Below are 24,666 nucleotides of genomic sequence, written 5' to 3'. Positions count from 1 at the left end.
GACCTGAGCAGGCAAAATAATGCCTGCCACGGTTTGGTTTGATTCCCGGTGTTGCTCTGGCATTTCCGGGCCTGATCTGGTCGCAGAATTTTTCATCGTGAGCAATATTTTTCTGAATCCTGAATCCTTGCCCATACAATCCGTGGCTACTGAGCCGGCGGTGCCCGTCAGCCGCTTGTCGCCAGCATGGCTGCGTGAGCGTTTTGCGCAGCCGCCCGTGTGGACGCCAGAAATCAATGACGAACATTCCCTGTCCAGGAACCTGCCTTTTCGCCCGGCATCGGTACTGATACCGATTGTCACCCGCAAAACCGGCCTGACCCTGTTGCTGACAGAGCGTGCTGCCAATCTGAACCATCATCCGGGTCAGATCAGCTTTCCTGGCGGGCGTTTTGAAGAAGAAGACATCAACCCGATAGAAACTGCCCTGCGGGAAGCCGAAGAAGAGGTGGGTCTGCACCGGCGTTATGTCGATGTGCTGGGCCATTTGCCGGATTATCATACGGGTACTGGCTATCGCGTCAGCCCCGTGGTATCTCTGGTTGATCCAGGCTTTGACCTGCGCGCTGACCCGACCGAAGTCGCCTCCATCTTCGAAGTGCCACTGGCTTTCCTGATGGATGGGCGGCACCACCAGCGCCGCTTGTTTGAGCTGCCCGACGGTGGTGGCCAAAGGCAGTTTTATTCCATGCCCTATGAGCAGCATTTCATCTGGGGGGCCACCGCTGGCATGCTGCGCAACCTGTTTCATTTTTTGCGCGCATGACAGCAAAAGTCTTGCCTTGTAGAACAAAGCTTCATAATCTGGGCAAATCGGTTTACACTTGCCGCATTAGCAAATTCATTGTTGGCAGCCGGGTGCTGCAACATCAATCCAGTCAATTATGACCTTTATTTCGATTCTGTTAGCTTTGTTGATTGAGCAACTCAAGCCCTTGCGTGCAGATAACCCTATCTATACGCAAATTCAGATGCTGTCTGAAAAAATCGAGGCCTCGTTCAATGCTGGTAAAGTCAAGCATGGTCGCCTCGGCTGGTGGATCATTGTCGGCTTGCTGACTGTGCCTACAGCGCTGATCTACTGGTTGTGCCATCGCCTGAGCCCCTTTGCTGCCCTGATCTGGAATGTGATCATCGTCTACCTGACCCTGGGTTTTCGCCGCTATAGCCACTATTTCACATCCATACAGCTGGCGCTGAGTTCCGGCGATGAAGAGGCGGCCCGCCGTTATCTGGCAGAATGGACGCATCTGGACACTACCGGCCTGGATATTTCTGAAATTTCAAGACTGGCTGTTGAGCGTTCGCTGATTGCCAGCCATCGCAATGTGTTTGGTGTGTTTTTCTGGTTCCTGATGCCGGTAGGCCCGGCCTGTGCGGTCATGTACCGCGTGGCTGAATACCTGTCACGTGCATGGAATGAACCCGAACACATGAAAAATGAAGAATTCGGTGTCTATGCGGCCCAGGTGTTTTACTGGATAGACTGGATACCCGCACGCCTTACCGCAGTCGCGTTTGCCATTGTTGGCAATTTTGAAGATGCTGTGTATTCCTGGCGTAACTACGCCGACCGCTGGTCGGACGAAGCGGTGGGTATCATCCTGTCAGCCGGTGGTGGTGCACTGGGCGTGCGTCTGGGCGAGCCAGAAGAAAAAGCCATGGTCTTGCAGGCCGATGCCAGCGCCGTCGATGTCGATAGTCTGGAACTGGAAAGTCAGCCCGGTGTCGAAGCGTCACCAAGGGCCTTGCAAAGTGCCGTTGGCCTGGTCTGGCGTGCTTTGTTGCTGTGGATGTTGCTGTTGTTGCTGCTATCTTTTGCAGCCTGGGTATAAAGTAAAAAAGCTGGCCATCATGCCGCCAGCTTTTTTTCCTTGCATTCATGACGTGCTGGTTGCCAGATCTGCGCAGCCTCTGTCCTGATATGAAAACTGCTTCCTGATTACATGAAAAAAATTATTGCCCCCGGTTTTTGCCTGCGGGCCTTTGAAGCGGGTGACGCAGAACAATTTACTGCCACTGTGCTTGAATCTGTTCCTACTGTCGGCCGCTGGATGTCCTGGTGCCATGCTGGCTTTACGATAGATGGCGCACATGAATGGTTTGACACCTGCGACCGTGGACGCGCAGAAGGCACCGCCTATGAATTTGGTATTTTTACCGAAGATGGCAAGGAATTGCTGGGTGCTTGTGGCTTGAACCTGATCAGCAAGATGCATAATTACTGCAACCTTGGTTACTGGATCAGGCAATCCAGGCAGGGGCGGGGCATTGCCATCCAGGCGGCCCGCGTATTGACCGAAGCCGGATTTAAAGAACTGGGTTTCAGCCGCATAGAGATCGTGGTGGCAGAAGGCAATGAACTGAGCATGCAAGTCGCCAGAAAACTGGGCGCCCTGCGAGAATGCACGGCCCGCAACCGTTTGATCGTAGGTGGCTTGCCAACAGCCGCATCGATTTATTCATTGGTGCCGCAGGAATGGCCAGCGTTACCTTATCAGATCATTGTCGAAAATTAAGGTCTAATGTCAAGAGAGGGCGGCTTGTATGCAAGTGCTTGTTTCCACTCACGCTGCTACCCATACTGTTACCCATCACGCCGCCCGTAATACCACCATCGACATTGCCAAGGGCCTGGGGATTATCCTCGTAGTATTGGGTCACAACTGGATCATTGCACATGATCATGGCGAATTATTTCGCATCATCTTTTCTTTTCACATGCCGCTGTTTTTCTTCCTGTCTGGTGCCGTGTTCCATCATGATGCCGGCTTCAGAGACTTTCTGGTCTTCAAGGCAGATGCCTTGCTGAAGCCGTATTTTGTGGTGCTGCTGATCTGGGGAGTTTTTCGTATCCTGTTTGCCCATGTGCCTTGGGACACTTATCTGGCCGGGCTGTTATATGGCACCGGTAACACCATAGAATGGGTGCCGTTATGGTATTTGCCACATCTGTTTTTAGCGATGCTGACAGCCTGGTGCATATTGTGTGTCATCGACCACTTTCAGGCCAGGCAGGGATTGGTAGCGGTGGTTGCCATCATCCTGCTGAGTATTGGTATCGTGGTGGTTCAGTTCGTGGCACAGCTTGATGGTCAGGCATATACCCATCTGAACCAGGCGCTGGCAAACCGGCAAAACAACTTTCCCGGTTTGCCCTGGAGTGCTGATTTGCTTGGCATCAGTACCGCCTTCATCCTGCTGGGTTATCTGTGGCGTGACCAGGTCATGCATTTCAAACCACGCTCCTGGGCGATGGCGCTGGCTGCCCTTGTCTTTGTGGTGCTGCACCTGCTGTTTGATGACACCATAGACTTGAACATGCGCCAGTATGACAGTTGGTGGGTTTCCACTGCACAGGCACTGGCCGGCATTTACCTGTTGTTGAGCCTGGCATATGTGCTGGGACATTGGGGTGGCAGCAAACAGGCACTGGCTTACCTCGGCAGCAGCAGCCTGTTCATCATGATTTTTCATTCATGGATAGAGTGGAAAGTATTTGCCCTGCTTGGTAAGCTCGATCCGCATGCTTCACATGATTACCTGCATGCCAGCATCGCCCTGATATGCGGCCTGCTTTTACCTTTGCTGATGCTGGAAGTGGTGAAAAGGCAGGCATTGTTGACAAAATTATTACTGCCATTCAGAAACCGGCTGTAAAAATCAAAACTATCTTGAAGTCATTAACTTGTAGCCTGTGTGTGTTCACATAGCCACTATATGGAAAACCCGCGCGCTTTACCATGGTAAAAAATGAACTATATTGATAGGTCAACACGCCCTAAACCGCTAAGCAGTTTTCATATTCTGGAACGAATTTTGCTGGCATCCATAATATATCTACCCGGCGATTTTGATTCAAGTCTTCTATAAGATATAATATGGAAGTATTCCGAAAGCTTGGTATCACATAATGATGTTGAGCTTAATTCACTCTTGCTTTACCGCAAGCCGAGCACATGGCCGATACCAAAAAAACGCAACAAGTCCGCGAGTTTTTCATCCAGGGCATCACCAGCGATGGGAAGCAATTTCGCCCCAGCGACTGGGCAGAGCGCCTGTGCGGGGCCATGTCCTGCTTCAGCCCTGACGGTGGCCGCCACTCACATCTGCAATATTCACCGTATGTCCGACCCATCCTGCTGAACGGCGTACGTTCTGTGGTGGTGAACGAAGCCATACGTGATATCGAACCTCTGGCTTATCATTTCGTGGTCAGTTTTGCCAAAGATAATGATTTGCAAATTATCGATGCCTGTCTGCTGCCTGACGAGCCAAAAGCTGGCAAATAAATCCCATCCAATCTGAATTGAAGTCAGGACCAGACCGGCATCAGACCGTCTGGTTTTGAAATGCCTCTATCACCTGTTGCCGCAGCCAGCGGTTGGCCGGATCATTTTCCACATTCTGGTGCCAGTACAGGTACACGTCCCATGAAGGCATGGCAACTGGCAGCGGGAACATCTGGTTGTTAAACTGTTCATTTGCGATGCGAGCATAGCCTTCCGGCATGGTCAGCAGCAAATCTGTCTGGCTGACTACCCTGCAAGCGGCAAAATAATGCTGACAGCGCAGGCGTATACGTCTTTGCAGACCCAGGCGGCTCAGTTCAAAATCTTCCAGACCCATCCCTTTGCGGCGTGAGCTGGCCAGTATGTGTTCCGCCTGCATATAACTGTCCAGGTCCAGCTTGCCCTGTATAACGGGGTGATCACGTCTTGCCAGCACGACAGTATTGCCTTGCACCACCTTCTGACGGCGTATCTCATTCGGTAATGGCAACAGCATGTCAATCGCCAGGTCCAGGCTGCCTGCCGCCAGTTCACTGACCAGTTCCCGCCTTTCCACCTGTATCGCCGCCAGATTGATTTGCGGTGCCTGCCGCGTGATGCTCTCCATCAGCGGCGGCAGGGCGGTGGATTCCAATACATCGCGCAGGGCCAGGTTGAACTGTTTGGTAGCCAGTGCCGGGTCAAACTTGTCATTTTCGGTCAGCGTCACTTCCAGCCCACGCAGTGCCTGTCGCACTGGTTCAATGATGCTGCGTGCCAGCGGCGTCGACACCATGGCCTGCCCCTGACGCACAAACAGCGGGTCATTGAACAATTGCCGCAGCCGGTTCAAAGCGTGGCTGATGGCTGGTTGGGTCAGGTTCAGTTGCTGGCTGGCACGGGTCACGCTGCCTTCGGTGTAGATGGCAACAAATACTGTGAACAGGTTCAGGTCGATTCGTGATAGATGCATGAGATTAATTAATTCAGATAATAACTATTCATTTGATCAATTATAGGCGCAGGCATACACTTTGTTCACTGATTTAATGAAGTTTTTCGATAGAGGAAGTAATGGCAGCTTTATATCTGGTCAGGCATGGGCAGGCTTCATTCGGCAACCAGAACTATGACCAATTGTCTGAACTGGGCGAACTGCAGGCCAGGCATCTGGGTCGCTGGTGGGCGGAGCGCGACATGCAGGTGTCGCGTGTTGTCACGGGTGCCTTGAAACGGCATCAGCAAACAGCACAAGCCTGTATCGCGGAAATGCGCCAACAAGACCTTGATGCGCTCGATACCTCAGCCTGGCATTGTGATGCCGGTTTCAACGAATACAACCACCATGAAGTCCTGGCGCGGCATGTGCCGGCTTTTGATGACCCGGCAGCGGTCAAACATTTCCTCATGAATACGCCGAATGGCAAGCAAGCTTTTCAAGATATTTTTGCCCAGGCCATCAGCCGCTGGATGTCAGGTGAACATGATGCCGAGTATGTAGAGAGCTGGGACGCATTTCGCCAGCGCTGTGTTACTGCCATGCATAAGCAATTGGCGATTGCCGACGGTGCCAAAAACATCGTTGTGTTTACCTCCGGCGGCACGATCTCCGCGCTATGCCAGCATGTGCTGGGCTTCCCTGATCCGCGCTTTGCCGAACTCAACTGGTCACTGGTGAATAGTGCAGTGACGCGCTTTCATTTGCAGCCGAACGTCGATGGTTCAGCACCCCGCCCAGCGCTGGCTTACCTGAACAATTTTTCGCATCTTGAAGTATTGAACAACCCCAAAACAATCACCTACGTTTAAAAAAATAAGAGAGACAAGATATGACAGCAATGTTCGATTTGACCGGCAAGGTTGCACTTGTTACCGGTGCCAGCCGTGGGATAGGTGAAGCCGTAGCCAAAACCCTGGCGGCCAACGGTGCTTATGTCATCGTTTCCAGCCGCAAGGCAGAAGCTTGCGAAGCCGTGGTGGCAGCGATTATTGCTGCTGGTGGCAAGGCAGAAGCACGTGCCTGCCATATAGGTGAAATGGCGCAGATCGATGCCCTGTTTGCCGACATTACAGCAGCCCACGGCCGCCTGGATATTCTGGTCAACAATGCCGCCACCAACCCGCACTTCGGGCATATCACCGAGACGGATGTGGGTGCCTTCCAAAAGACAGTCGATGTCAACATACGCGGTTACTTTTTCATGTCTTCTGCCGGTGCCAAGCTGATGGCAAAACACGGTGGTGGCAGCATCATCAATGTGGCTTCTGTCAATGGTGTGATACCAGGTGCCATGCAGGGGATTTATTCCATCACCAAGGCCGCTGTCATTGCCATGACCAAATCCTTTGCGCTGGAATGTGCCGCCATGGGTGTGCGCGTGAATGCCCTGTTGCCAGGCGCGACTGATACCAAGTTCGCCTCGGCCCTGTTCCACAATCCAGTCATCCTTGAAAAAGCCCTGACCCGCATACCCATGAAGCGCATTGCCGAGCCTGATGAAATGGCAGGCACGGTCTTGTACCTGGCATCGAATGCTTCCAGCTACACAACCGGTGCCTGTATCAATGTCGATGGCGGCTATCTGGTCAGTTAATACGGCAAATAACAAGGCGCGATCATGAAACCGGTATATGTGGCTAGCAATCCAGATTACGCAGCGCAACTCAAGAGTCTGGTGCTGGCCATGCCGATGGCGAAATGGTTGGGCATACAGTTTGTGAAGGTAGCGCCGGGTGAAGTGGAACTGGATATTGCATACCGCGAAGAACTCAGTTTCGTACCAGGAAAAATGCAGGCCACTGCCATCTTTGCTGCCGCCGATTTTGCTGGTGTTTCTGCCGCCGGTACCCTGTTGCCGGTGGGCTGGATCAACGCCAGCATTGATTGTAATTTGAAGATAGTCGCACCCGCAGATGGTGAAAAATTAAGGGCACGCGGACGTGTGGTTTCAAACGGGAAGTTATTGACAGTCAGCGCCGCAGAGGTTTTTTCTGTACGCAATGGCGAAGAGATTTTATGCGCAACGGCATTGCTGACGGCGCGCAATATTGAATTGCAAAGAAGGTAAAACGGACATAGCCATGTCCATTTGAAAAAACTGAACCAACAAGGAAAAGGAAACAAAATGGATTTTCAATACAGCCCCAAAGTCAAAGATTTACAGGCACGTCTGATCGCCTTCATGGACGAGCATGTCTATCCAAATGAAAAGACTTTCTTTGGCGAGATCGCCGCTAACCGCAAGGCAGGTAATGCCTGGATACCGACCAAGATTGTTGAGCAACTGAAAGCCAAGGCACGCGATGCTGGTTTGTGGAATCTCTTCCTGCCAGAATCTGGTCATGGCGCAGGGCTGACGAATCTGGAATATGCACCCTTGTGCGAAATCATGGGCCGTGCAGTCTGGGCACCTGAAGTATTCAATTGCTCTGCACCTGATACCGGCAATATGGAAGTGTTTGCCCGCTATGGCACACCGGAGCATCAGGAACAATGGCTGAAGCCCTTGTTGCGTGGCGAAATCCGCTCCTGCTTTGCCATGACAGAACCTGCAGTCGCCTCTTCTGACGCTACCAATATTGAAGCTTCCATCGTCCGTGATGGCGACGAGTATGTCATCAATGGTCGCAAATGGTGGTCGTCTGGTGCTAATGATCCGCGCTGCAAAGTATTCATCTTCATGGGCAAGAGCGACCCGGCCAACCCAGACCGTCACAAACAGCAATCGATGATCATCGTGCCGCGCGACACACCGGGCGTGACAATCCTGCGCGCCTTGCCGGTATTTGGTTATGACGATGCACCGCATGGCCATGGCGAAGTTCTGTTTGAAAACGTGCGCGTACCCGCATCGAACATGTTATTGGGCGAAGGTCGTGGCTTTGAAATTGCCCAGGGCCGTCTTGGACCTGGCCGCATCCATCACTGCATGCGTTTGATAGGTCTGGCAGAACGTGCGCTGGAAGACATGTGCAAACGATCGCTGACCCGTGTCGCTTTTGGCAAACGGGTAGCAGAGCAGGGCGTCACGCTGGAACGTATTGCCAATGCCCGTATCCTGATCGATCAGGCGCGTTTCCTGGTCTTGAATGCGGCACAGATGATGGATACCGTCGGCAACAAGGCCGCAGCCAAAGAAATCGCCATGATCAAGGTAGCTGCGCCAACCATGGCTTGCCAGGTCATCGACTGGGCCATACAGGCGCATGGTGGTGGCGGTGTGTCTGATGATTTTGGTCTGGCGTATTCCTATGCACAAGCCCGTACCTTGCGCCTGGCAGATGGCCCGGATGAGGTGCACAGGAATCAGATCGGCAAGATGGAGTTGAAGAAATACATGGAGAAAAAATAATTACTTGTAGTTTCATAAGTGCGATTTACGGGTAGTTCCGGATTGGCTCTTCCTCTTTTTGAGGTAGGGCTTTTCCTGCGTTAACTTCCCAGTTGGCTGACATTTTAAAGCAGTTCTAAACAGGACTTACGCAAAATTGTCACAGCAAGGCGTAGCGACGAAGACAGTACTTTAGTACGGCTAGGCGTTACAACGCAGCTGGGGCGATTTTTCGTAAGTACCACTAAAAAGAGAGAGACAAAAATGCGCGACTTACAACCCTGGATCAAATCTTACCCCGCTGGCGTCCACTGGGACGCTGACTTGCCCATCAGCAGCGTGCCACAATTGCTGCATGACGCCGTTGCCAAATGGCCAGACTTGCCCGCACTGGAATTCATGGGCAAAAAGACCAACTATGCAGAATTGCAAAAGCTGGTGAATCAGGCCACCAAAGGTTTCCAGCAACTGGGTGTCAAACCCGGTGTGCATGTGGGCCTGTATTTACCGAACACCCCGCATTACGTCATCAGCTTCTTTGCGATCTTGCAAGCTGGTGGCACCGTCGTCAATTACTCGCCACTGGATGCCGAGAAAGTGCTGGAGCATAAAATCGCCGACAGCGATACCGACTTGCTGGTGACGCTGGACATGGTCATGCTGTATCCGCAAATGGCCAAGATGCTGGGCCATACCCGTCTGCAAAAACTCATCATCGGCAATATCCCCGAAATGACACCCTACCCGGATGCAGTAAGGGCGAACCTGGACAAGGCCGGCCAGCTGAGTGCCATCCCCGACAATGCGCAGCATCTGCTGTTTGCAAAACTGCTGGACAATGATGGTGACTACACGCCCGTCGCGGCGATAGACCCCAAAGAAGCCATCGCCACCCTGCAATACACAGGCGGCACCACCGGCTTGCCCAAAGGTGCGATGCTCACCCATGGCAACCTGACCACGGCTTGCAGCCAGATCATGGAAACCACCAATATCCAGCCACGTGTGCTGGAAGAGGGCAAAGAAAAACTGCTGGCCGTGCTGCCGCTATTTCACATCTATGCCTTGACGGTGGACATGTTGTTTGGCATACGCATGGGGGCAGAAATCGTCTTGCATACCCGTTTTGATACCGATGCCGTAGTCAAGGATCTGGCGAACAAGAAGATCACCGTATTCCCAGGCGTCCCCACCATGTATACCGCCATCATCAATCATCCGCAGATCAGGGAATATGATCTCAGCGCACTGAAGTTTTGCAATTCTGGTGGAGCACCTTTGCCGACAGAAGTGCTGCAACAATTCCAGGCGCTGACAGGCTGTACCCTGCTGGAAGGCTGGGGCATGACCGAAACCTCACCCACCGGCACTTTTACCCCTTTGGGTGGCGTGCGCAAGACAGGTTCCTGCGGTTTGCCCACACCGGGCATACGCTTCAAGTTTGCCAGCATTGATGATCCACGCAAAGAAGTGGCATTGGGCGAACGCGGTGAAATTTGCGTTGCCGGTGCCAATATCATGAAAGGTTACTGGAACAAGCCAGACGCCACCCGTGATGCGTTTACCGCTGACGGTTATTTCCGCACCGGTGATGTCGGTTATATGGATGAAGACGGTTTTGTCTACATCGTTGACCGCACCAAGGACATGATCTTGTCTGGTGGTTATAACGTTTATCCACGCAATATCGAAGAAGCGATTTATGAACACCCGGCTGTGGCAGAGGTCAGCGTCATCGGCATCCCCGATGCCTATCGTGGTCAGGCAGCCAAGGCATTTATCAAGCTCAAGGCAGGTCAGGCAGCTTTCAGTTTTGACGAGCTGAAAGACTTCCTCAAAGACAGACTGGGCAAGCATGAAATGCCGCAAGCCATGGACATCCGTGCAGAGTTACCTAAAACTCCTGTAGGTAAATTGTCCAAAAAAGAATTGTATGAAGAAGAGGCTAAAAAACGAGCCGCTGTTTAAATCAATAATGTTGTGAGCGCTTCTGCAGCTTTGCTCGATTGTGAGGGAAGCTGCAGTTTTTTATTTGTTGTCGCCAAGTGTTTTGGCTTTAGCTGATAAGTGCAGCACACGCAATTCTTCAACACTGCGTTCCACCACAATGGTCTTGGTATCCACGGCCTGACTCTGGCTGCTGACTTGCAGTTCAGGTACGGCCTTTCTTGGGCGTACTGGTTGCGGGTGGTGTAGAAAGAACATGTTTGCTCCTCAAGATGAAGCAACCAGATGGTGGCTACCCACGCATTTACAAGCCCTGCATGTGCGTGAGCGCACAACAGCGCTTGCTTTCCTTGGATGGGTCATGGGGGCGGCAGTTGCCACCAGTTCTTACACTATATTGCTTTCCCAGGTCGCTGCACAATTTCACCTGCACCGTGTAGGGATTACCAAGTGCCGAATGAAAATAATGCAGGTGCGCGTCATATTCAGGCTGGAAATCAATTTCTATGCCTGCCGCCATTAACCATGTTGTCGGTATGGACAGCCGTGACATTAATCCTGCCAGTTGCATTTTATAGGTGTACATGACTGCATTAAATTCCGCATTTGCTGGCGAACAGGTCAAATTCAACAAATCTAATCTGATCAAGGAAACATCCTGTTCATGGCTAAAGCGGCAAAGTTTGCCTATGGCCCAATAACCTTCGAGATCATTATTACGGCTATTAAAGCTGCCTGCGATACCCGCTGCAACAGATTTCAGTTGCCTTCTACCGGCCATATTTACTCCTGTCTTTTCAGTAAAATCTGATAATTTTTGTCTCTACGGAAATTAACTATCAAATGTATAAAGTGTCAAGCATCTACCGGCAATGCCGCATTCAGTAACTTGCCATTACATGCCGCACAGCCATCGCGTACAATCCTCGCTTTACAATATGTGCAAGCCGTCATTGCATCTCAAACGCTGACTACTGACAGACCATGAAAGTCCTTCTCGTCGAAGACGACCCCATGATAGGTGAAAATATCCAGATCGCCCTAGAGAGTGAATCCAACCTGGTCGACTGGCTGACCAGTGGCGAAGCTGCTGAAGCGGCCTTGCAAATTCACAGCTATGACGTGCTGCTGCTGGATCTGAGCCTGCCGCAGCGCGACGGCATGGATATCCTGAAAGCCTTGCGCAAGCGAGGTGATACCTTGCCAGTGCTGGTGATGACAGCGCGTGATACCGTCGCGCAAAGAGTGCAGGGCCTGCATGCCGGGGCGGACGATTACCTCATCAAACCCTTTGACCTGGATGAACTGATTGCCCGCATGCATGCGCTGCTGCGCCGTTCACGCGGGCGGGTGGACAGCTCTTATGTCTGTGGTGACGTGGTGGTGGATTCGACCACGCGCCAGGTATTCAACGGCAAGGAGCAAGTCATCTTGTCAGCACGCGAATGGACCATACTCGACGCCCTGATTGCCCGGCCCGGTGCCATCCTGTCACGCAGCCGGCTGGAAGAGCAATTGTTTGGTTATACATCTGAAATTGAAAGCAATGCGGTCGAAGTATATATCCACGGTTTGCGAAAAAAGCTGGGCCAGAAATTTATCGTCAATGTGCGCGGCGTTGGTTACATGGTTGAGAAAAACGCATGAAATCCCTGCGCCTGCAAATGATGCTGTTGTTTGGCGTAGCCATTCTGACTGCCGCCGCCCTGCAGTTTGCAACATCCTTGCATGCTGCTATCAGCGAGGCCGACAAGCTGTTCGATTACCACATGCAACAAATGGCGCTGGCCCTGCAAGATGGGGATTTTGAACAGGTAGATTGGCATGCCCTGCCAGGAACCGAGATGGATGACTTTGATTTCGTGGTCCAGGTATGGTCAGAAGATGGTGCCAGGGTTTATCAGTCGCGCCAGCATCGCAGCCTGCCGAAACAGGCGGCGCTGGGCTATTCCACTGTCAATCTGGAAAATGGCGACTGGCGCGTGTATGCCGCCGAAGAGAACAAACGTGTGATCCAGGTCGCCCAAAAAATCAGCGCCCGCCGTGAACGTGCATTTTCATTCGCGCTTAGTACCGTGTGGCCTGTCATCCCGGTTTCCATTTTGTTATTTTGTGCAGCATGGTGGGGCATCAGCTCGGTGCTGGCACCGCTCAATCGCATCGGTAGTGAGCTGGCCAATCGCAGTGCCAATTCTATCGACCCGGTGTCAGACAAAGGTTTGCCCGGTGAGGTTTCGTTGCTGGTGACGGAATTGAATTCACTGCTCAGCCGTATGGGGCAGGCCCTGCAGGCACAGCAGCGCTTCGTGGCAGATGCCGCGCATGAACTGCGTTCGCCTATTACGGCCCTGCGCCTGCAAGTGCAAAACCTGGGCCGCGCCAAGGATGAAAATACCCACGAACAGGCAGTCAACCGCCTGCTGGGCGGGGTAGACCGCGCATCGCGCCTGGTGGAACAATTACTGGCATTGGCAAGGCAAGACCCATCGTCACAGGCGGCAGTCAGCTTTAGCCCGACCTTGCTCAACGCCTGTGTGGAACAGGCCGTCAGCGACGTGACCCCGTTTGCCGTTTCCAAGAAAATCAGCATCACCAGCCAGATGTCCGCCAATACAGAATTGATGGGCGATGCCGAAAGCCTGCGCGTCATGATACGTAACCTGCTTGACAATGCCGTACGTTATATCCAGGGGGAAGGGGTAATCTACATTACCCTGATTGACGATATAGGGGGCATACAACTGGTGATCCAGGATTCTGGTCCCGGCATACCCGAAGCCGAACGTGAGCGCATTTTTGATCGTTTTTACCGTGTTGCCGGCAGCAGTGTCAGTGGCAGCGGCCTGGGGCTGGCGATTACCAAAGCCATCGCCGATCGTCATCAGGCCCGCATACAGATGGCCCAGGCTGCCATTGGCGGGCTGGAAGTACGCATACAATTTCCAGCATCCCTTCGCCATGCAGGTTAAAGACAACTGAAAATTGGCAGGAAAATATTGCAAAAATCACCAATCTCAGGGTAAAAATGCCTGTTTTATCTCTATCCACAGGTATTTTTTAAGATTCGCCTAAGTTTCTTAAGGCACCATAGCGAAGTTTTGTAATACCTGTGGTGTGTACTTTCCCGCTTCAGGTTTGAATTCATTAATTAAAACTTCGAGGAAATTTTCATGCGTGCAATCAACACAATCAAAAGCGCGGCCAGCCTGGCAGCAGTAGCAGTTTTATTGGCAGCCTGCAGTACACCAATACAAAAAACAGATACGACGAAAGAAAAAGAGGTAGTTGTACAAAAACCAAATGGTGGCGCTGGCACCACGACAGTTACTACCGTAGACGCAGGTAAGAGTGAATTTAACGAACTTGCTAATCGCAGCGTCTATTTTGATTTTGACCAATACGTTGTCAAATCTGAATTCGCACCGGTGGTGAATAGCAACGCCAAAAACTTGAGTGCCAACAAAGGCAAAAAAATCCTGATCCAGGGTAATACCGATGAACGCGGTGGCAGCGAATACAATCTGGCACTGGGCCAAAAACGTGCTGAAGCCGTACGCAAGTCCCTGTCCCTGCTGGGCGTGCCTGAAGCACAAATGGAAGCTGTTTCCCTGGGCAAAGAAAAACCAAAAGCAACTGGCAGCAATGAAGAAGCTTGGGCACAAAACCGCCGCGCCGATATCATTTATTCTGGCAAGTAATGCTTAAAGAGGGAACCGATGTTTCCCTTTGTGTGACTAAACCATGCGGCGGCACATCTGATACTATGCAGACGTACCGCCAATTGGTTTTTTGTTTTTGATACACGTAACCGAATGCCCAGATGTTAATGCGTAAGTTAGTCGTCATCTTGCTGTTTTATAGCAGCAGCCTGGCTGCCATGCAGTTGAATTCCCAAAATGCGATTGTGGTGGATGACCGCAATGGCCAGGTTCTGCTGGAAAAAAATGCCACCACCGTGGTACCCATCGCCTCGCTGACGAAGTTGATGACCGCCATGATCGTGCTCGACAGCAAGCCCAACATGGATGAAAAAATCGACATCAAAGAAGATGATGTCGACCAGTTAAAACATAGCCGCTCACACGTACCCGTAGGCAGCTCCATCACCCGCAGAGATGCCCTGCAACTGGCGCTGATGTCTTCTGATAATCGCGCCGCAGCTTCGCTGGCCCGCACCTACCCTGGTGGTAATAATGCGTTTCTGGTCGCTGTCAAAAGCAAGCTGATCGCCCTGGGCATGCCCAACACGGTCATCAAAGAACCCACCGGCCTGTCGCCAGAAAACACCTCTACCGCTGCCGACCTGGTAAAAATGGCCCAGGCTGCCGCCCGTTATCCCGAAATTGCCGACATCACGACCGACAGTGAAGACAGCATCTCTCTCAGGGACGGACGCACGCGCGAATTCCACAACACCAATCGTCTGGTCGGCAAAAAAGGTTGGGATGTCCTGCTCTCCAAAACCGGCTTCACCAACGAAGCCGGCAACTGCCTCATCATGCGCGTTAAACTCGCAGGCAAAATGGCCACCCTGGTATTACTCAACGCCAGAGCCAGCTCCGCCAGATTGATGGACGCCTTGAATATCGGCAAATTGCTGGGCTACAAAGAAGAAGTGAAACACAGGCTGGCGAGGCATAGACGGCATCGTTGATGCGCCGATTGTTCTCCCTTCAGCATTGCTGTAGCGGGAGCATTCCTCACTTATAATCTATCGGCACAGGCATATAAACGGTATATGCCACCCCAAAGCCGAGAGAAAAATGTGGATCAACCTTGACCATTGCTGCCGTTACCCAACCAGCACAGCCATTGATGATGCGCTGGCGCTCAGGTTTAATCTGCGCAATACCCGGGACATGCAAGACTGGGAATATGAAGTCGCAGACGCCACTAGAATCGACGAATTTCTAGCTGTCTATGAAAGCGGTGAGTTGAACGATGACGAACGCTTTACTTTGATGGAAACCCTTCTGGAATCCTGCCGCGACGCAGCAACTGACGACGAGGCATTTTTGTCCAGCGATGTCTGGGGAAAAATACTGGCGCTGCTGGAGCAAAATATAGCGCTACATATTCACACAGTCTGGTATTGGTCAGATACCGAACAGGCTGAAGAAGATATCGACGATTCCTTCATCACAACACCGTTCATTCGCCCTATCTTGTTGCAGCAGCAGCACCGGTTTGCTGCACCTGTGATTCGTCCTGAAGGGGGAAGTGTGTGTCGCTAATTCGAATATCTTTTTGTTTTGCATTGCTGCAATTAAGTTTTTCAGCCAATTCATTTGCATCGGAGAATGAAAATGAAATTGATCGCAAGAAACCTGTGGCCGCAGATATTAAAATGTCTGTAAAGTTGTTGACGGTGAGTCACTTAGCCTTTATGGAAATGACTAAATTCCTAAAAAATGATTCCTTCATAGAAGATGCCAAAAATTGAAAATTATGATGTTGCCATTTACGTCAAAAAAAATTCATATGAATTTTTGTTTAGTCGTCATGGATGGAACGGTTTTGGCGGAGGCGTTATTTTTATTTTCAATAATAAAACCGTTGTACTTGAAGACACGGTAAGGACGAGGTAAAACTGTTGTTTTAAGAATGATATTGGTGCCATTCTGGAATATTTATTTCTTTGACCCCAGCTTTGTTTTTTGACTGTATTCACCATTAATAACGCGGAATCCATCATGCCATCTTTCGAACAACTCACTATCGATACCCCGCGCCTGCATTTGCGGCCTTTGTGTCTGGATGACGCCGACGCAATTCTGCGCATACGTTCGAACCCGGATGTCATGCGCTACATGCCATCCGCACCCTGGACCGAAATGGCACAGGCCACGGCGATGGTAGAACGCGATAGGGCGGCCATGCTCAAAGGTGATTTTGCGCGATTGGGATTGATACGTAAAACCGACAATCTCTTTCTTGGCAGTTGTATCCTGTTTCATCTGGATGCCGGGTGCCGCCGTGCTGAAATTGGGTATGAAATGGACGCCGCCGTCTGGGGACAGGGCTATATGCACGAAGCACTGGTCGCCTTGTTGAATTATGGTTTCAATGAAATGAATCTCAACCGCGTCGAAGCCGACATAGAGCCGCACAATCAGGGTTCAGCCAAAACACTGGAAAGACTGGGTTTTATCCGGGAAGGGTTTTTACGCGAACGTTGGATTGTTGAAGGAAAAGTGTCAGATTCGGCCTTATTTGGCTTGTTGCACAGTGATTGGGTGAAGCGTACATGAGTGGACTATGACCATTGCGGTTGCCTGATTGGGGGCTGCGGGCTAAATCAATAGCATCGCCCAAAGCTTGTCATTACGCGGGGCCGGGGCGACGATATTGATGAATATAAAGGCGCGTAGCAAACCTTTACTCTTGCACACTACTATCAAAAAACCGTCTCGCCAACTTCATCTTCTCAAAATTATTTTCCGCCCAATGCACCAGCGCGCCCATTGGCACCATGACCGAGATGCCCAACTCGGTTAGTTCATATTCGACGCTGGGTGGTTTGGTGGGAAATACTTTGCGGCTCAATAAGCCATCTCTTTCCAGGTCGCGTAAAGACTGGGTGAGCATGCGTTTGGAAATGTCGGGGACTTGCTTGTGTAATTGACTGAAACGCAGCGGGCCTGATTGCAGGGTCAGCAAGATCAGGGGTGTCCATTTGGTGCTGATATGGTCGAGCACGTTCCTGACCGGGCACATGGCTGGGTCAAAGTCAGACGCCATTCCTGCGCGCTTGGGTGGGTTCACTTCAGGTAACCTTGGCACGAAAAACTGCCTCCTTACAATTTTTAGACTTAGTCTCTATTATAGACCTTGTCGGCTATCATGTCGAAACAAGGAGAGACTTAGTCATGAAAAAACAGACACATCGCTTCAAAAACTTGGTTGGCAAAAAATTACTGAGCCTGGGGGCGATGTCTGCACTCAGCTTATCTGCAATGTCTATTTTGCTGTCATCGGCCAGCTATGCGCAAGAGCCGGTTGTTGCAGTGAGCAATCCCGAGGCTTTGTTCAGCAGCAGCGATCCAAAATTGTATGCAAATAAGCAGGTGGCCTACCACATCGTCAAAGACTTGCTGGAAGCTGGCCATTGGGAGCAGGCAGACAAGTACCTGTCCAAGCGCTACATACAGCATAACCCGAACGCTGCATCCGGGCGTGATGGTGTGGTCAAGTATTTTGTTGAGGTCAGAAAAGTCCAGGCCAAACCTATCCCGGAAAAAATGGCGACGCCGATTGCAGCCGTGATTGCCGAAGGCGATCTGGTGACTGTCATGTATCCCTTGCCGGTCCGGGACAAGACGACCAACCAGCTTTTATATACAACCACCTGGTTTGATACCTGGCGGATTGTGGATGGCAAGGCAGATGAACATTGGGATTCTGCTTTGAAAAATTAATTAAAAAGAGGAAAAATTATGATCGCAGTTACAGGTGCAAGTGGGCAATTGGGTAGTCTGGTGATTCAGGCTTTGTCGGGTTCGGTACCGGCCAGTCAGATCGTTGCCATCGTCAGGGATGTCAGTAAAGCTGCGGATTTGCGTGCCAGCGGCGTACAGGTTCGCCAGGGTGATTATAGCCAGCCAGATACTTTGGTTGGCGCTCTGCAGGGTGTGAAAAAGCTGCTGCTGGTGTCGTCGAGTGAAGTTGGACAAAGGCTGGAACAGCACAAGAACGTGATCCAGGCAGCAAAAAGTGCGGGTGTTGAGTTGATTGCTTATACCAGTATTTTGCATGCCGATACGTCGCCGTTGGAGCTGGCCAAAGAGCATATCGCTACAGAACAATTGATACGTGACAGCGGCCTGCCTTTCGTTTTCTTGCGCAATTCCTGGTATATAGAAAACTACCTGTCTGCCATAGGCACTGCGCTGGAAACCGGCAAGGTATTTGGCGCTGCAGGCGAAGGTAAATTCTCGGCTGCTTCCAGGGCCGACTATGCAGCGGCTGCAGCAGCGGTGCTGATTGCGAATGACCAGGCTGGCAAAATTTATGAGCTGGCTGGTGACCAGGCATTTACGCTTGCTGACCTGGCATCAACGTTGTCGGAACTGTCTGGCAAGCCAGTCGCTTATGTGAATTTTTCTGAAACCGAATACAAAGACATGCTCGTGTCATTTGGCTTGCCAGAAGGTTTTGCCTACATCCTCGCGCAGTCAGATACAGGCGCCGCGCAGGGTGGTTTGTATGACGCTGGTGGCCAACTGGGCAAGCTGATCCAACGACCAACTGCAAGCTTGCGTGCTGTATTGAAAGCGCATTTACCGCAAGCTTAGTCGCATACTACTTTGTCTCCGGTTCTGGGTCCGGGTCAGGAAAGCTGCTGTTGACAGCAGCTTTCCTGTTTTGGAATAGTGGTTTTTGCTAATTCACTGTCCGTGTCATCAAGGCCAGGTAATAACATGCTGCTACTTACAACCAACCCTGATCCCGCGCAAGTCGATAGGCTTCTACCCGGTTTTTGGCATTCAGTTTGCTGATGGCTTCTGAAAGGTAATTGCGCACCGTGCCTTCGGACAGGTGCATGATGTTGGCGATGTCGGTGCTGGTGGAGCCCGTGCCTGCCAGACGCAAGACCTGGCGCTCGCGTTCGCTGAGCGGGTCTTGTTCGCCGCTCCAGCTTTCCAGTGCCAGTTCTTGTGCGATGGCGCGGCCACCGCCGTGCACGGTGCGGATGGCGGCTGCCAGCGTGTCGGCAGGGGCGTCTTTCAACATATATCCCCGCACGCCGCTGGCCATGGCGCGACGTAGATAACCAGTGCGGGCAAACGTGGTCAGGACGATGACTTTGCATGGCAGTTTTTTTTCAGCAATGGCGGCAGCCAGTTCCAGGCCGGACATGATGGGCATTTCTATGTCGGTGAGGATGATGTCGGGCCTTTCTTTTTCGCATAGGGCATAGGCTTCCTGCCCATTTTTTGCCAGCGCTATGACTTCCAGGTCATCTTCCAGACCCAGCAGGGCAGCCAATGCACCCGAGACCAGTGCCTGGTCTTCTGCAATGATGATACGTATCATGTTGTTTCTTTCAAAGGCAATGACAGATGCAGGGTCAGCCCCTGTTCAATACGGATATCCAGTGTGCCACCCAGTGCCTGCACACGTTCATTCATGCCAGTCAGGCCGCTGCCTTGACGCAGGGCTTGCTTGCCGCCGGCGGCATCCATGCTATTTTTTGCAATGCCATTATCGGCGATACGCAATTCTACCTGCCCATTGTGGGCAGTAAGGCTGATCTTGCAAATGCTGGCCTTGGCGTGACGTATGATATTGGTCACGGCTTCACGCACGGCCAGTGCCAAGACGTTTTCCATGGCGGCGGGTAGCTGGACTTTTTCTACCTCGGTTTCGAGCTCAGTTTCCAGTTCAACGGCGGCAGCACTGAGGGCGTTCCTGGCAGATTGCAACTCATGCAACAGGCCGGTGGCACGGTAGCCGATAACGGCTGCGCGTACTTCGGCCAGCGCCTGACGGGCCGTGTGTTCTATATCACTGATTTCTTTTTTACTGGCTACCGGGTTTTTGTCAAACAGTTTACCCGCCAGTTCAGCCTTCAATGTGATGACGGACAAGGTGTGGCCCAGCAGGTCATGTAAATCGCGGGCGATGCGTTCACGTTCGGCCAACGCTGCCAGATGCTCGACCTCTTCCTGTTTGCGCAACAGGTTTTCATTACTGCGCGTCAGGCGCTCACTGATGATGGCACCAATGCCGCTGGGTATGCTGAAGATAATTGCCGGTACCCAGAAAAACTTTTCCAGTTGCATGGCGACACTGGCAGCGACAACGAGGCCAGCTATAAGCCATAAAAACTGATAAGCCTTGCGGGTATCAGGTATGCGTGAACACATGGTGGCAGCAAAGATACAGAAAGTAGAACTGCCGAAATTAACTGGTGCCCAAACGATGCCCATGGCGCACACCACCAGGATACAGGCATAGGTGCGCCAGCCACTGTGCCAGAAGCTGTAAAAATACACTGGCAAAAAAAATACCAGGCTGGCCGCCAGCAATAATATTTCCCTGATTGAAGGGGTAACATATAAATACTTCATGCCAAAAATGGCGAATGACAACAGCCAGAAATAGGGGGCCTTGCCATAGCGTGGCGGCACCCATGGCAGGGACAGGCGGTTGAAGATGGATGTGCTCAAGTGTTTCACCGTGGAGATCCAGTACTCATTTCACCACCATTGATGAAATGAGCTGCAATAAAAACGACATTATTCCTTTAAAAGACGTACATCGGCAATCTGAAATCGATATTCACCCGGCTGTGGTCCGGCGTTGAAGGCCAGCAGGGTAATAATGCTGGGGTCCATGCCTTTGAATTGGCTGAAAGGGATGCTGATTTCCTTCCATTCTTCTGAAGCGATAAAGTGTACTGAAATAGGGATGTAACTGCCTTGTACACTGATGCCTACGCTGTATTGTTTGCCATCCCCTTTGACCTTGAACTTCAGCGTGTTTGCCGCACTCAGGTCAGCGGCTTCCATTGCTTGTTTGCCTGGGAAAAATGCCAGACCTGCCCAAGGGAAGGCAAAGCCAGGATTGATATTCGCCATCACATTCACTGCCGCCAAATCACTGCTGTTATCTGGTCCCGTGTCAGCCAGCTTGATATCGATGGTGGATTTACCACCCATGGGAGCATCATTTGACGGTACCCAGCCAAAGCCGAAGGGACTGGCCAGTTTGTCTTTGCTAAACAAACCGATGCGGCCATCTGCGGGCAGTTCTACACGCAGACTCTTTTTTGCATTCTGATTGGCGACTTTCTGGATTTTTTGTTCGCGCTGCTTTGTGGCGCGTTCACCGTCTTTCCACACTTCGACAATATTGCGACTGGCGCTGATGTCTTTGTCGGGTTCTCCACCGACCAGCAGCAGGTCGGCCTTGTAACCTACGGCAATACGGCCCCGGTCTTTCAGGCCAAAGGCGTGCGCGGGTACGGATGTTGCCGATGCCAGCGCCGCTACCGGGCTTAAACCGGCTTTCACCAGTGACGCCAGTTCATGATGCAGGCTGGCACCGTACTGGGTGCCAGCATTGCCAGCATCTGTGCCTGCCAGGATGGGGATGCCTGCGGCGTGCATGGCTGCGGTCATCATGGCGGGTACTTTCAGCATGTCGGTATCAGCCTTGGCACGGTAAGGCGAATTCAAAGGCTGCAATTGGGCCTTGTTAAGCAATGCTGTCATACGCGTGTCGCTGAGAATATCGTCCTCCTTGACACCAGCAATGCTCTCCAACACGCTGAAAGTGGGGATGATGAAGGCATGTCTGTCTTTGGCTGTCTTTACCAGCGTACGCATGTCCTGGTCGCTGATCTGTTTATCGACAAACAAATGGACCAGTGCATCTGCCCCGGCATCCAGTGCATCCTGCGCTTCTTTCAGGTTGCCTATGTGAACCACGGCCAGTTTGTGGCGCAGGTGCGCTGCCTTGACCAACGCTTTGACAGTCACCACGTCCAGACTGTTGAAGGGATGTTTTTCACTACCATGTTCCAGCACGATTTTAATGAAGTGTGAGCCTTCGGCAATGCGGGCATCGACCCAGGCCTGGGCTTCTTCCGGTTTGCTCAGCGTGGGTATGTTCATGCCATATTCCGTACCGTGGCCGCCGGGTGCAGTGGCCAGCGTACCGGCAGAGATGAGGTCAGCCTGGTCATGGTTTTCACCTTTGCGCATTTTTTCATTCATGCTTTTCACTAAATCGACCTGGTTAAACATGTCGATTTGAGTGGTGACACCAAACAACAAGGGCAAGTCCAGGTCCTGGAATGCATGGACGTGGGCATCAATCAGGCCCGGCAACAAAGTGTGCCCTTTACCTTCAATAATCTGGGTGTCAGCAGCTGGCTTGCTTTTGAAATCGACATCCCTGATTTTGCCATCGGCAATCAGGACATTTTTGTCGTTGAGGATTTTTTCGCCGTCAAAAACCCGTACCTGACGTATCAGGAAACTGTCGGCAACAGCACTCAATGGCAGGCTGGCAGCACCCAGGGATAATGCGATGACAAGGCTAAAAGATGTTTTGGTCATGGTCGACTCCGTAGAAAGGATGCCGCCATTGTGTGGCTTAAGTCAAAGTCAAAACAGAAGCAATTGCCATCAGTTTAGTATGACATTTGTCATGTTTGACTAAGATGGGAGGGAAACGGAAGGCTGGCAGCCCGATACGCTGCCAGCCAGTTTGTCAGAAGGGTCTCACGGTGTTTTGCACAGGCAATGTGTCAGCGCAGTAAAGCTTTTACCTTCTTTATTGATTTCCGAAAGCCAAGTCAGGTCAGACAGCATTTGTGTTGCTGCTGCCGGTGGCAAACCTGTAGGAATTGCAGCCTGCTTGAATTGATCTTGCAATACCTGGGCAGTCTTGGCACCAAAGACGCTGAAGATACGGTCGAATTTTGATGGCTCGCGTTCGATATAGCTGATGCGATAGTCATTGCCCAGTTTGGCGCGTGTCGATGCGGATTTCAATGCATCCGAGAAGCTGCCTATGGTATCGACCAGGCCGCGCTCCTTGGCTTGCAGGCCCGTCCATACGCGGCCCTGGGCAACAGCATTGATTTTTTCCGGCGTGGTTTTGCGGGCAGCAGCAGCCTTGCTGGTAAAGTCAGCATAGGTATGGTTGATGCTGCTTTGCAAGACCTCGGCAAAACGTGGGTTCAAAGGACGCAAAGGGTTGAACGGATCAGCCAGCCAGGTGGTTGGTGAACCGGCAGTATGTACGCCCAGTTTATCCATCGCCTTGTCAGCAGTGGGCAGAATGGCGATGACACCGATGGAGCCGGTAATCGTGGCCTCATCCGCAATTACTTCATCTGCCGCCATGGATATCCAGTATCCACCCGATGCGGCAACATTACCCATCGACACCACCACGGGTTTACCAGCTTTGCGTGTCAGTTCCAGTTCACGGCGTATCAGTTCTGAACCAAAGGCACTGCCGCCAGGGGAATCAACACGCAGGACAATCGCTTTGATGCTGTCATCTTCACGTGCCTTGCGGATCAGGCCGGAGGTGGACAAGCCGCCAATGGAACCGGCTGGCGCAATACCTTCGCTGATTTCGCCAGAGGCAACGATGACACCAATCGCATTGCCCAACAGCTTGGGTTTCTGGTGTGCCAGATAGTCGTCGAAATTCACTTGACGGAAGCTTTTGATCTGTTCATCTTTAATACCGCGTTTGAGCATCAATTCGCGCAATTCATCACGGGTTTTCAAACCATCAACCAGTTTGGTATTGACGGCCAGTTTGGCGATGTCGCCACCGGCGGTCGCCAGCAACTGGGTCAGATCATCAATGCCGCGCATGATGGTGCCTTCTGGCAGTTTGCGGGCTTTCTCTACGTCGCTGGTATAAGTCTTCCACAGAGCCGTGTACAAAAAGCTTTCAGCTTCTGCGGCTTCAGCGGAAGGTGCATTGGCGACATAGGGTTCACCAAAGCTCTTGTAATCGCCGGCTTTCAATACGGTGACAGTGACGCCCAGTTTGTCGAGCGCATCGCGGTAATAATTCTGGTAACGCCCAAAGCCTGTCATCATCACCGAACCCATAGGGTGCAGGTAGACTTCATTGGCATGCGCTGCCAGGTAGTACTGACGCTGGTCAAAGCTTGAACCCCAGGCCACTACGGTTTTGCCGCTGGCCTTGAAGCGATCTATGGCGGCAGCCACTTCACGCAACATGGTCAGGCCGGTGCCGCTCATATCGTCCAGCAACAGGACAGCACTGCTGATTTGCGGATCTTTGGCGGCCAGGTCAAGCACCCACAGAATGTCACGCAATTGCGTGGTCTTGCGGACATCGCCACGGGCTTCGGCCAGCAGGGTGTCGCGTGCATTGCCAGAATTCTGTTCAACCAGCGTACCTTTCAGATCAAGCAGCAATGCTGTCTTGTCCTCGATCTTTTTGGGCCCTCCGCTAAACAGGCCGACGATGAGCATGATGATGAGAATCAGCAGAATCAGATTCAGTATGACCCGACGGCTGAAATCCAGCGCCGACCAGGCATATTTGAAACCTTTTCCTATCCAGTTTAGTGGGGTGAAAGCCATAATGATTTTGTCCTATTTTTACTCAGG

General features: G+C 51.8%; 26 protein-coding genes. 18 read left to right on the top strand and 8 right to left on the bottom strand.

Annotation, left to right across the window (positions count from 1 at the left end):
* Positions 1 to 97 precede the first annotated feature (97 nt).
* The 5 genes from AC1RVX_RS09265 (at position 98) to AC1RVX_RS09245 (ending at position 4,292) form a co-directional block, all read left to right on the top strand.
* Positions 98 to 766 (top strand): CoA pyrophosphatase, encoded by a 669-nt coding sequence (locus AC1RVX_RS09265; RefSeq protein ID WP_493216668.1) that lies wholly within the window; start codon positions 98 to 100, stop codon positions 764 to 766.
* A 118-nt stretch (positions 767 to 884) separates the two neighbouring features.
* Positions 885 to 1,835, top strand: coding sequence for a CobD/CbiB family protein (locus AC1RVX_RS09260; RefSeq protein ID WP_493216299.1), 951 nt, complete (start codon positions 885 to 887; stop codon positions 1,833 to 1,835).
* Positions 1,836 to 1,946: 111 nt separating this feature from the next.
* Entirely contained in the window at positions 1,947 to 2,519 is a 573-nt protein-coding gene (locus AC1RVX_RS09255) for a GNAT family N-acetyltransferase (protein WP_493216298.1), read from the top strand.
* 28 nt (positions 2,520 to 2,547) lie between these two features.
* Positions 2,548 to 3,660 (top strand): acyltransferase family protein, encoded by a 1,113-nt coding sequence (locus AC1RVX_RS09250; protein ID WP_493216297.1) that lies wholly within the window; start codon positions 2,548 to 2,550, stop codon positions 3,658 to 3,660.
* A 299-nt stretch (positions 3,661 to 3,959) separates the two neighbouring features.
* Entirely contained in the window at positions 3,960 to 4,292 is a 333-nt protein-coding gene (locus AC1RVX_RS09245) for a DUF3579 domain-containing protein (protein WP_493216296.1), read from the top strand.
* A 40-nt stretch (positions 4,293 to 4,332) separates the two neighbouring features.
* Here the strand turns inward: AC1RVX_RS09245 and AC1RVX_RS09240 are convergent, their stop codons facing one another.
* Entirely contained in the window at positions 4,333 to 5,244 is a 912-nt protein-coding gene (locus AC1RVX_RS09240; RefSeq protein WP_493216295.1) for a LysR family transcriptional regulator, read from the bottom strand.
* 101 nt (positions 5,245 to 5,345) lie between these two features.
* Between AC1RVX_RS09240 and AC1RVX_RS09235 the strand changes: the two genes are divergently transcribed.
* From AC1RVX_RS09235 to AC1RVX_RS09215, 5 genes are all read left to right on the top strand, one after another.
* Positions 5,346 to 6,080 (top strand): histidine phosphatase family protein, encoded by a 735-nt coding sequence (locus AC1RVX_RS09235; RefSeq protein WP_493216294.1) that lies wholly within the window; start codon positions 5,346 to 5,348, stop codon positions 6,078 to 6,080.
* A gap of 20 nt (positions 6,081 to 6,100) precedes the next feature.
* Positions 6,101 to 6,865, top strand: a complete 765-nt coding sequence (locus AC1RVX_RS09230) for an SDR family oxidoreductase (protein ID WP_493216293.1) — start codon at positions 6,101 to 6,103, stop codon at positions 6,863 to 6,865.
* A 24-nt stretch (positions 6,866 to 6,889) separates the two neighbouring features.
* Complete coding sequence (locus AC1RVX_RS09225) at positions 6,890 to 7,339, top strand: PaaI family thioesterase (protein ID WP_493216292.1); 450 nt, start codon at positions 6,890 to 6,892, stop codon at positions 7,337 to 7,339.
* A 57-nt stretch (positions 7,340 to 7,396) separates the two neighbouring features.
* Positions 7,397 to 8,623: an acyl-CoA dehydrogenase gene (locus tag AC1RVX_RS09220; protein WP_493216291.1), complete on the top strand. Its 1,227-nt coding sequence runs from the start codon at positions 7,397 to 7,399 to the stop codon at positions 8,621 to 8,623.
* A gap of 243 nt (positions 8,624 to 8,866) precedes the next feature.
* Positions 8,867 to 10,570 (top strand): long-chain-fatty-acid--CoA ligase, encoded by a 1,704-nt coding sequence (locus AC1RVX_RS09215; RefSeq protein WP_493216290.1) that lies wholly within the window; start codon positions 8,867 to 8,869, stop codon positions 10,568 to 10,570.
* Between the two features lie 60 nt (positions 10,571 to 10,630).
* Here the strand turns inward: AC1RVX_RS09215 and AC1RVX_RS09210 are convergent, their stop codons facing one another.
* Both AC1RVX_RS09210 and AC1RVX_RS09205 read right to left on the bottom strand, forming a co-directional pair.
* A complete protein-coding gene (locus AC1RVX_RS09210) occupies positions 10,631 to 10,807 on the bottom strand; it encodes a hypothetical protein (RefSeq protein ID WP_493216289.1) in 177 nt (58 codons plus the stop codon).
* 46 nt (positions 10,808 to 10,853) lie between these two features.
* The gene (locus tag AC1RVX_RS09205) at positions 10,854 to 11,330 is read right to left on the bottom strand and encodes a hypothetical protein (protein ID WP_493216288.1); all 477 of its coding nucleotides are present in this window, start codon (positions 11,328 to 11,330) and stop codon (positions 10,854 to 10,856) included.
* Positions 11,331 to 11,533: 203 nt separating this feature from the next.
* Here AC1RVX_RS09205 and AC1RVX_RS09200 point away from each other — a divergent pair, with 203 nt between their 5' ends.
* From AC1RVX_RS09200 to AC1RVX_RS09175, 6 genes are all read left to right on the top strand, one after another.
* A complete protein-coding gene (locus tag AC1RVX_RS09200) occupies positions 11,534 to 12,196 on the top strand; it encodes a response regulator (protein WP_493216287.1) in 663 nt (220 codons plus the stop codon).
* The gene (locus AC1RVX_RS09195) at positions 12,193 to 13,518 is read left to right on the top strand and encodes an ATP-binding protein (RefSeq protein WP_493216286.1); all 1,326 of its coding nucleotides are present in this window, start codon (positions 12,193 to 12,195) and stop codon (positions 13,516 to 13,518) included. The genes AC1RVX_RS09200 and AC1RVX_RS09195 overlap by 4 nt, the downstream gene beginning before the upstream one ends.
* Positions 13,519 to 13,719: 201 nt before the next feature.
* On the top strand, positions 13,720 to 14,247 hold the full coding sequence (gene pal / locus AC1RVX_RS09190) for a peptidoglycan-associated lipoprotein Pal (protein ID WP_493216285.1): 528 nt from the start codon (positions 13,720 to 13,722) through the stop codon (positions 14,245 to 14,247).
* Positions 14,248 to 14,375: 128 nt separating this feature from the next.
* Entirely contained in the window at positions 14,376 to 15,203 is an 828-nt protein-coding gene (locus tag AC1RVX_RS09185; protein ID WP_493216284.1) for a serine hydrolase, read from the top strand.
* A 109-nt stretch (positions 15,204 to 15,312) separates the two neighbouring features.
* Complete coding sequence (locus AC1RVX_RS09180; RefSeq protein WP_493216283.1) at positions 15,313 to 15,783, top strand: hypothetical protein; 471 nt, start codon at positions 15,313 to 15,315, stop codon at positions 15,781 to 15,783.
* A 459-nt stretch (positions 15,784 to 16,242) separates the two neighbouring features.
* Entirely contained in the window at positions 16,243 to 16,800 is a 558-nt protein-coding gene (locus tag AC1RVX_RS09175) for a GNAT family N-acetyltransferase (RefSeq protein WP_493216282.1), read from the top strand.
* Positions 16,801 to 16,927: 127 nt separating this feature from the next.
* Here AC1RVX_RS09175 and AC1RVX_RS09170 read toward each other — a convergent pair whose 3' ends face one another.
* On the bottom strand, positions 16,928 to 17,332 hold the full coding sequence (locus AC1RVX_RS09170) for a winged helix-turn-helix transcriptional regulator (RefSeq protein ID WP_493216281.1): 405 nt from the start codon (positions 17,330 to 17,332) through the stop codon (positions 16,928 to 16,930).
* A gap of 86 nt (positions 17,333 to 17,418) precedes the next feature.
* On the opposite strand from AC1RVX_RS09170, the gene AC1RVX_RS09165 reads away from it, so the two are divergent.
* The gene (locus tag AC1RVX_RS09165; protein ID WP_493216280.1) at positions 17,419 to 17,967 is read left to right on the top strand and encodes a nuclear transport factor 2 family protein; all 549 of its coding nucleotides are present in this window, start codon (positions 17,419 to 17,421) and stop codon (positions 17,965 to 17,967) included.
* Between the two features lie 18 nt (positions 17,968 to 17,985).
* Positions 17,986 to 18,843: an SDR family oxidoreductase gene (locus AC1RVX_RS09160; RefSeq protein ID WP_493216279.1), complete on the top strand. Its 858-nt coding sequence runs from the start codon at positions 17,986 to 17,988 to the stop codon at positions 18,841 to 18,843.
* Between the two features lie 136 nt (positions 18,844 to 18,979).
* Here AC1RVX_RS09160 and AC1RVX_RS09155 read toward each other — a convergent pair whose 3' ends face one another.
* The 4 genes from AC1RVX_RS09155 to sppA all read right to left on the bottom strand — a co-directional run bounded on the left by AC1RVX_RS09155 (position 18,980) and on the right by sppA (position 24,639).
* Positions 18,980 to 19,585 carry a response regulator transcription factor gene (locus AC1RVX_RS09155; protein ID WP_493216278.1) on the bottom strand — a complete coding sequence of 202 codons (606 nt, stop codon included), beginning with the start codon at positions 19,583 to 19,585 and terminating at the stop codon, positions 18,980 to 18,982.
* A complete protein-coding gene (locus tag AC1RVX_RS09150; protein WP_493216277.1) occupies positions 19,582 to 20,721 on the bottom strand; it encodes a sensor histidine kinase in 1,140 nt (379 codons plus the stop codon). The genes AC1RVX_RS09155 and AC1RVX_RS09150 overlap by 4 nt, the downstream gene beginning before the upstream one ends.
* Before the next feature lie 69 nt (positions 20,722 to 20,790).
* The gene (locus tag AC1RVX_RS09145; RefSeq protein ID WP_493216276.1) at positions 20,791 to 22,617 is read right to left on the bottom strand and encodes a CIA30 family protein; all 1,827 of its coding nucleotides are present in this window, start codon (positions 22,615 to 22,617) and stop codon (positions 20,791 to 20,793) included.
* A gap of 165 nt (positions 22,618 to 22,782) precedes the next feature.
* Positions 22,783 to 24,639: a signal peptide peptidase SppA gene (gene sppA / locus AC1RVX_RS09140; RefSeq protein WP_493216275.1), complete on the bottom strand. Its 1,857-nt coding sequence runs from the start codon at positions 24,637 to 24,639 to the stop codon at positions 22,783 to 22,785.
* Positions 24,640 to 24,666: the final 27 nt, after the last annotated feature.

This window comes from Undibacterium sp. GW821-FHT11B02 (genome assembly GCF_058808955.1).
Note: the sequence above shows the minus strand (reverse complement) of the source record. Positions and strands in the feature narration are given on the sequence as shown.

What these genes read in the sequence shown, in the direction of transcription:
- AC1RVX_RS09260 (WP_493216299.1), top strand. Translation starts at nt 885, where the DNA reads ATGACCTTTATTTCGATTCTGTTAGCTTTGTTGATTGAGCAACTCAAG.
- AC1RVX_RS09255 (WP_493216298.1), top strand. Translation starts at nt 1,947, where the DNA reads ATGAAAAAAATTATTGCCCCCGGTTTTTGCCTGCGGGCCTTTGAAGCG.
- AC1RVX_RS09250 (WP_493216297.1), top strand. Translation starts at nt 2,548, where the DNA reads ATGCAAGTGCTTGTTTCCACTCACGCTGCTACCCATACTGTTACCCAT.
- AC1RVX_RS09245 (WP_493216296.1), top strand. Translation starts at nt 3,960, where the DNA reads ATGGCCGATACCAAAAAAACGCAACAAGTCCGCGAGTTTTTCATCCAG.
- AC1RVX_RS09240 (WP_493216295.1), bottom strand. Translation starts at nt 5,244, where the DNA reads ATGCATCTATCACGAATCGACCTGAACCTGTTCACAGTATTTGTTGCC.
- AC1RVX_RS09235 (WP_493216294.1), top strand. Translation starts at nt 5,346, where the DNA reads ATGGCAGCTTTATATCTGGTCAGGCATGGGCAGGCTTCATTCGGCAAC.
- AC1RVX_RS09230 (WP_493216293.1), top strand. Translation starts at nt 6,101, where the DNA reads ATGACAGCAATGTTCGATTTGACCGGCAAGGTTGCACTTGTTACCGGT.
- AC1RVX_RS09225 (WP_493216292.1), top strand. Translation starts at nt 6,890, where the DNA reads ATGAAACCGGTATATGTGGCTAGCAATCCAGATTACGCAGCGCAACTC.
- AC1RVX_RS09220 (WP_493216291.1), top strand. Translation starts at nt 7,397, where the DNA reads ATGGATTTTCAATACAGCCCCAAAGTCAAAGATTTACAGGCACGTCTG.
- AC1RVX_RS09215 (WP_493216290.1), top strand. Translation starts at nt 8,867, where the DNA reads ATGCGCGACTTACAACCCTGGATCAAATCTTACCCCGCTGGCGTCCAC.
- AC1RVX_RS09210 (WP_493216289.1), bottom strand. Translation starts at nt 10,807, where the DNA reads ATGTTCTTTCTACACCACCCGCAACCAGTACGCCCAAGAAAGGCCGTA.
- AC1RVX_RS09205 (WP_493216288.1), bottom strand. Translation starts at nt 11,330, where the DNA reads ATGGCCGGTAGAAGGCAACTGAAATCTGTTGCAGCGGGTATCGCAGGC.
- AC1RVX_RS09200 (WP_493216287.1), top strand. Translation starts at nt 11,534, where the DNA reads ATGAAAGTCCTTCTCGTCGAAGACGACCCCATGATAGGTGAAAATATC.
- AC1RVX_RS09195 (WP_493216286.1), top strand. Translation starts at nt 12,193, where the DNA reads ATGAAATCCCTGCGCCTGCAAATGATGCTGTTGTTTGGCGTAGCCATT.
- pal (WP_493216285.1), top strand. Translation starts at nt 13,720, where the DNA reads ATGCGTGCAATCAACACAATCAAAAGCGCGGCCAGCCTGGCAGCAGTA.
- AC1RVX_RS09185 (WP_493216284.1), top strand. Translation starts at nt 14,376, where the DNA reads ATGCGTAAGTTAGTCGTCATCTTGCTGTTTTATAGCAGCAGCCTGGCT.
- AC1RVX_RS09180 (WP_493216283.1), top strand. Translation starts at nt 15,313, where the DNA reads ATGTGGATCAACCTTGACCATTGCTGCCGTTACCCAACCAGCACAGCC.
- AC1RVX_RS09175 (WP_493216282.1), top strand. Translation starts at nt 16,243, where the DNA reads ATGCCATCTTTCGAACAACTCACTATCGATACCCCGCGCCTGCATTTG.
- AC1RVX_RS09165 (WP_493216280.1), top strand. Translation starts at nt 17,419, where the DNA reads ATGAAAAAACAGACACATCGCTTCAAAAACTTGGTTGGCAAAAAATTA.
- AC1RVX_RS09160 (WP_493216279.1), top strand. Translation starts at nt 17,986, where the DNA reads ATGATCGCAGTTACAGGTGCAAGTGGGCAATTGGGTAGTCTGGTGATT.
- AC1RVX_RS09155 (WP_493216278.1), bottom strand. Translation starts at nt 19,585, where the DNA reads ATGATACGTATCATCATTGCAGAAGACCAGGCACTGGTCTCGGGTGCA.
- AC1RVX_RS09145 (WP_493216276.1), bottom strand. Translation starts at nt 22,617, where the DNA reads ATGACCAAAACATCTTTTAGCCTTGTCATCGCATTATCCCTGGGTGCT.
- sppA (WP_493216275.1), bottom strand. Translation starts at nt 24,639, where the DNA reads ATGGCTTTCACCCCACTAAACTGGATAGGAAAAGGTTTCAAATATGCC.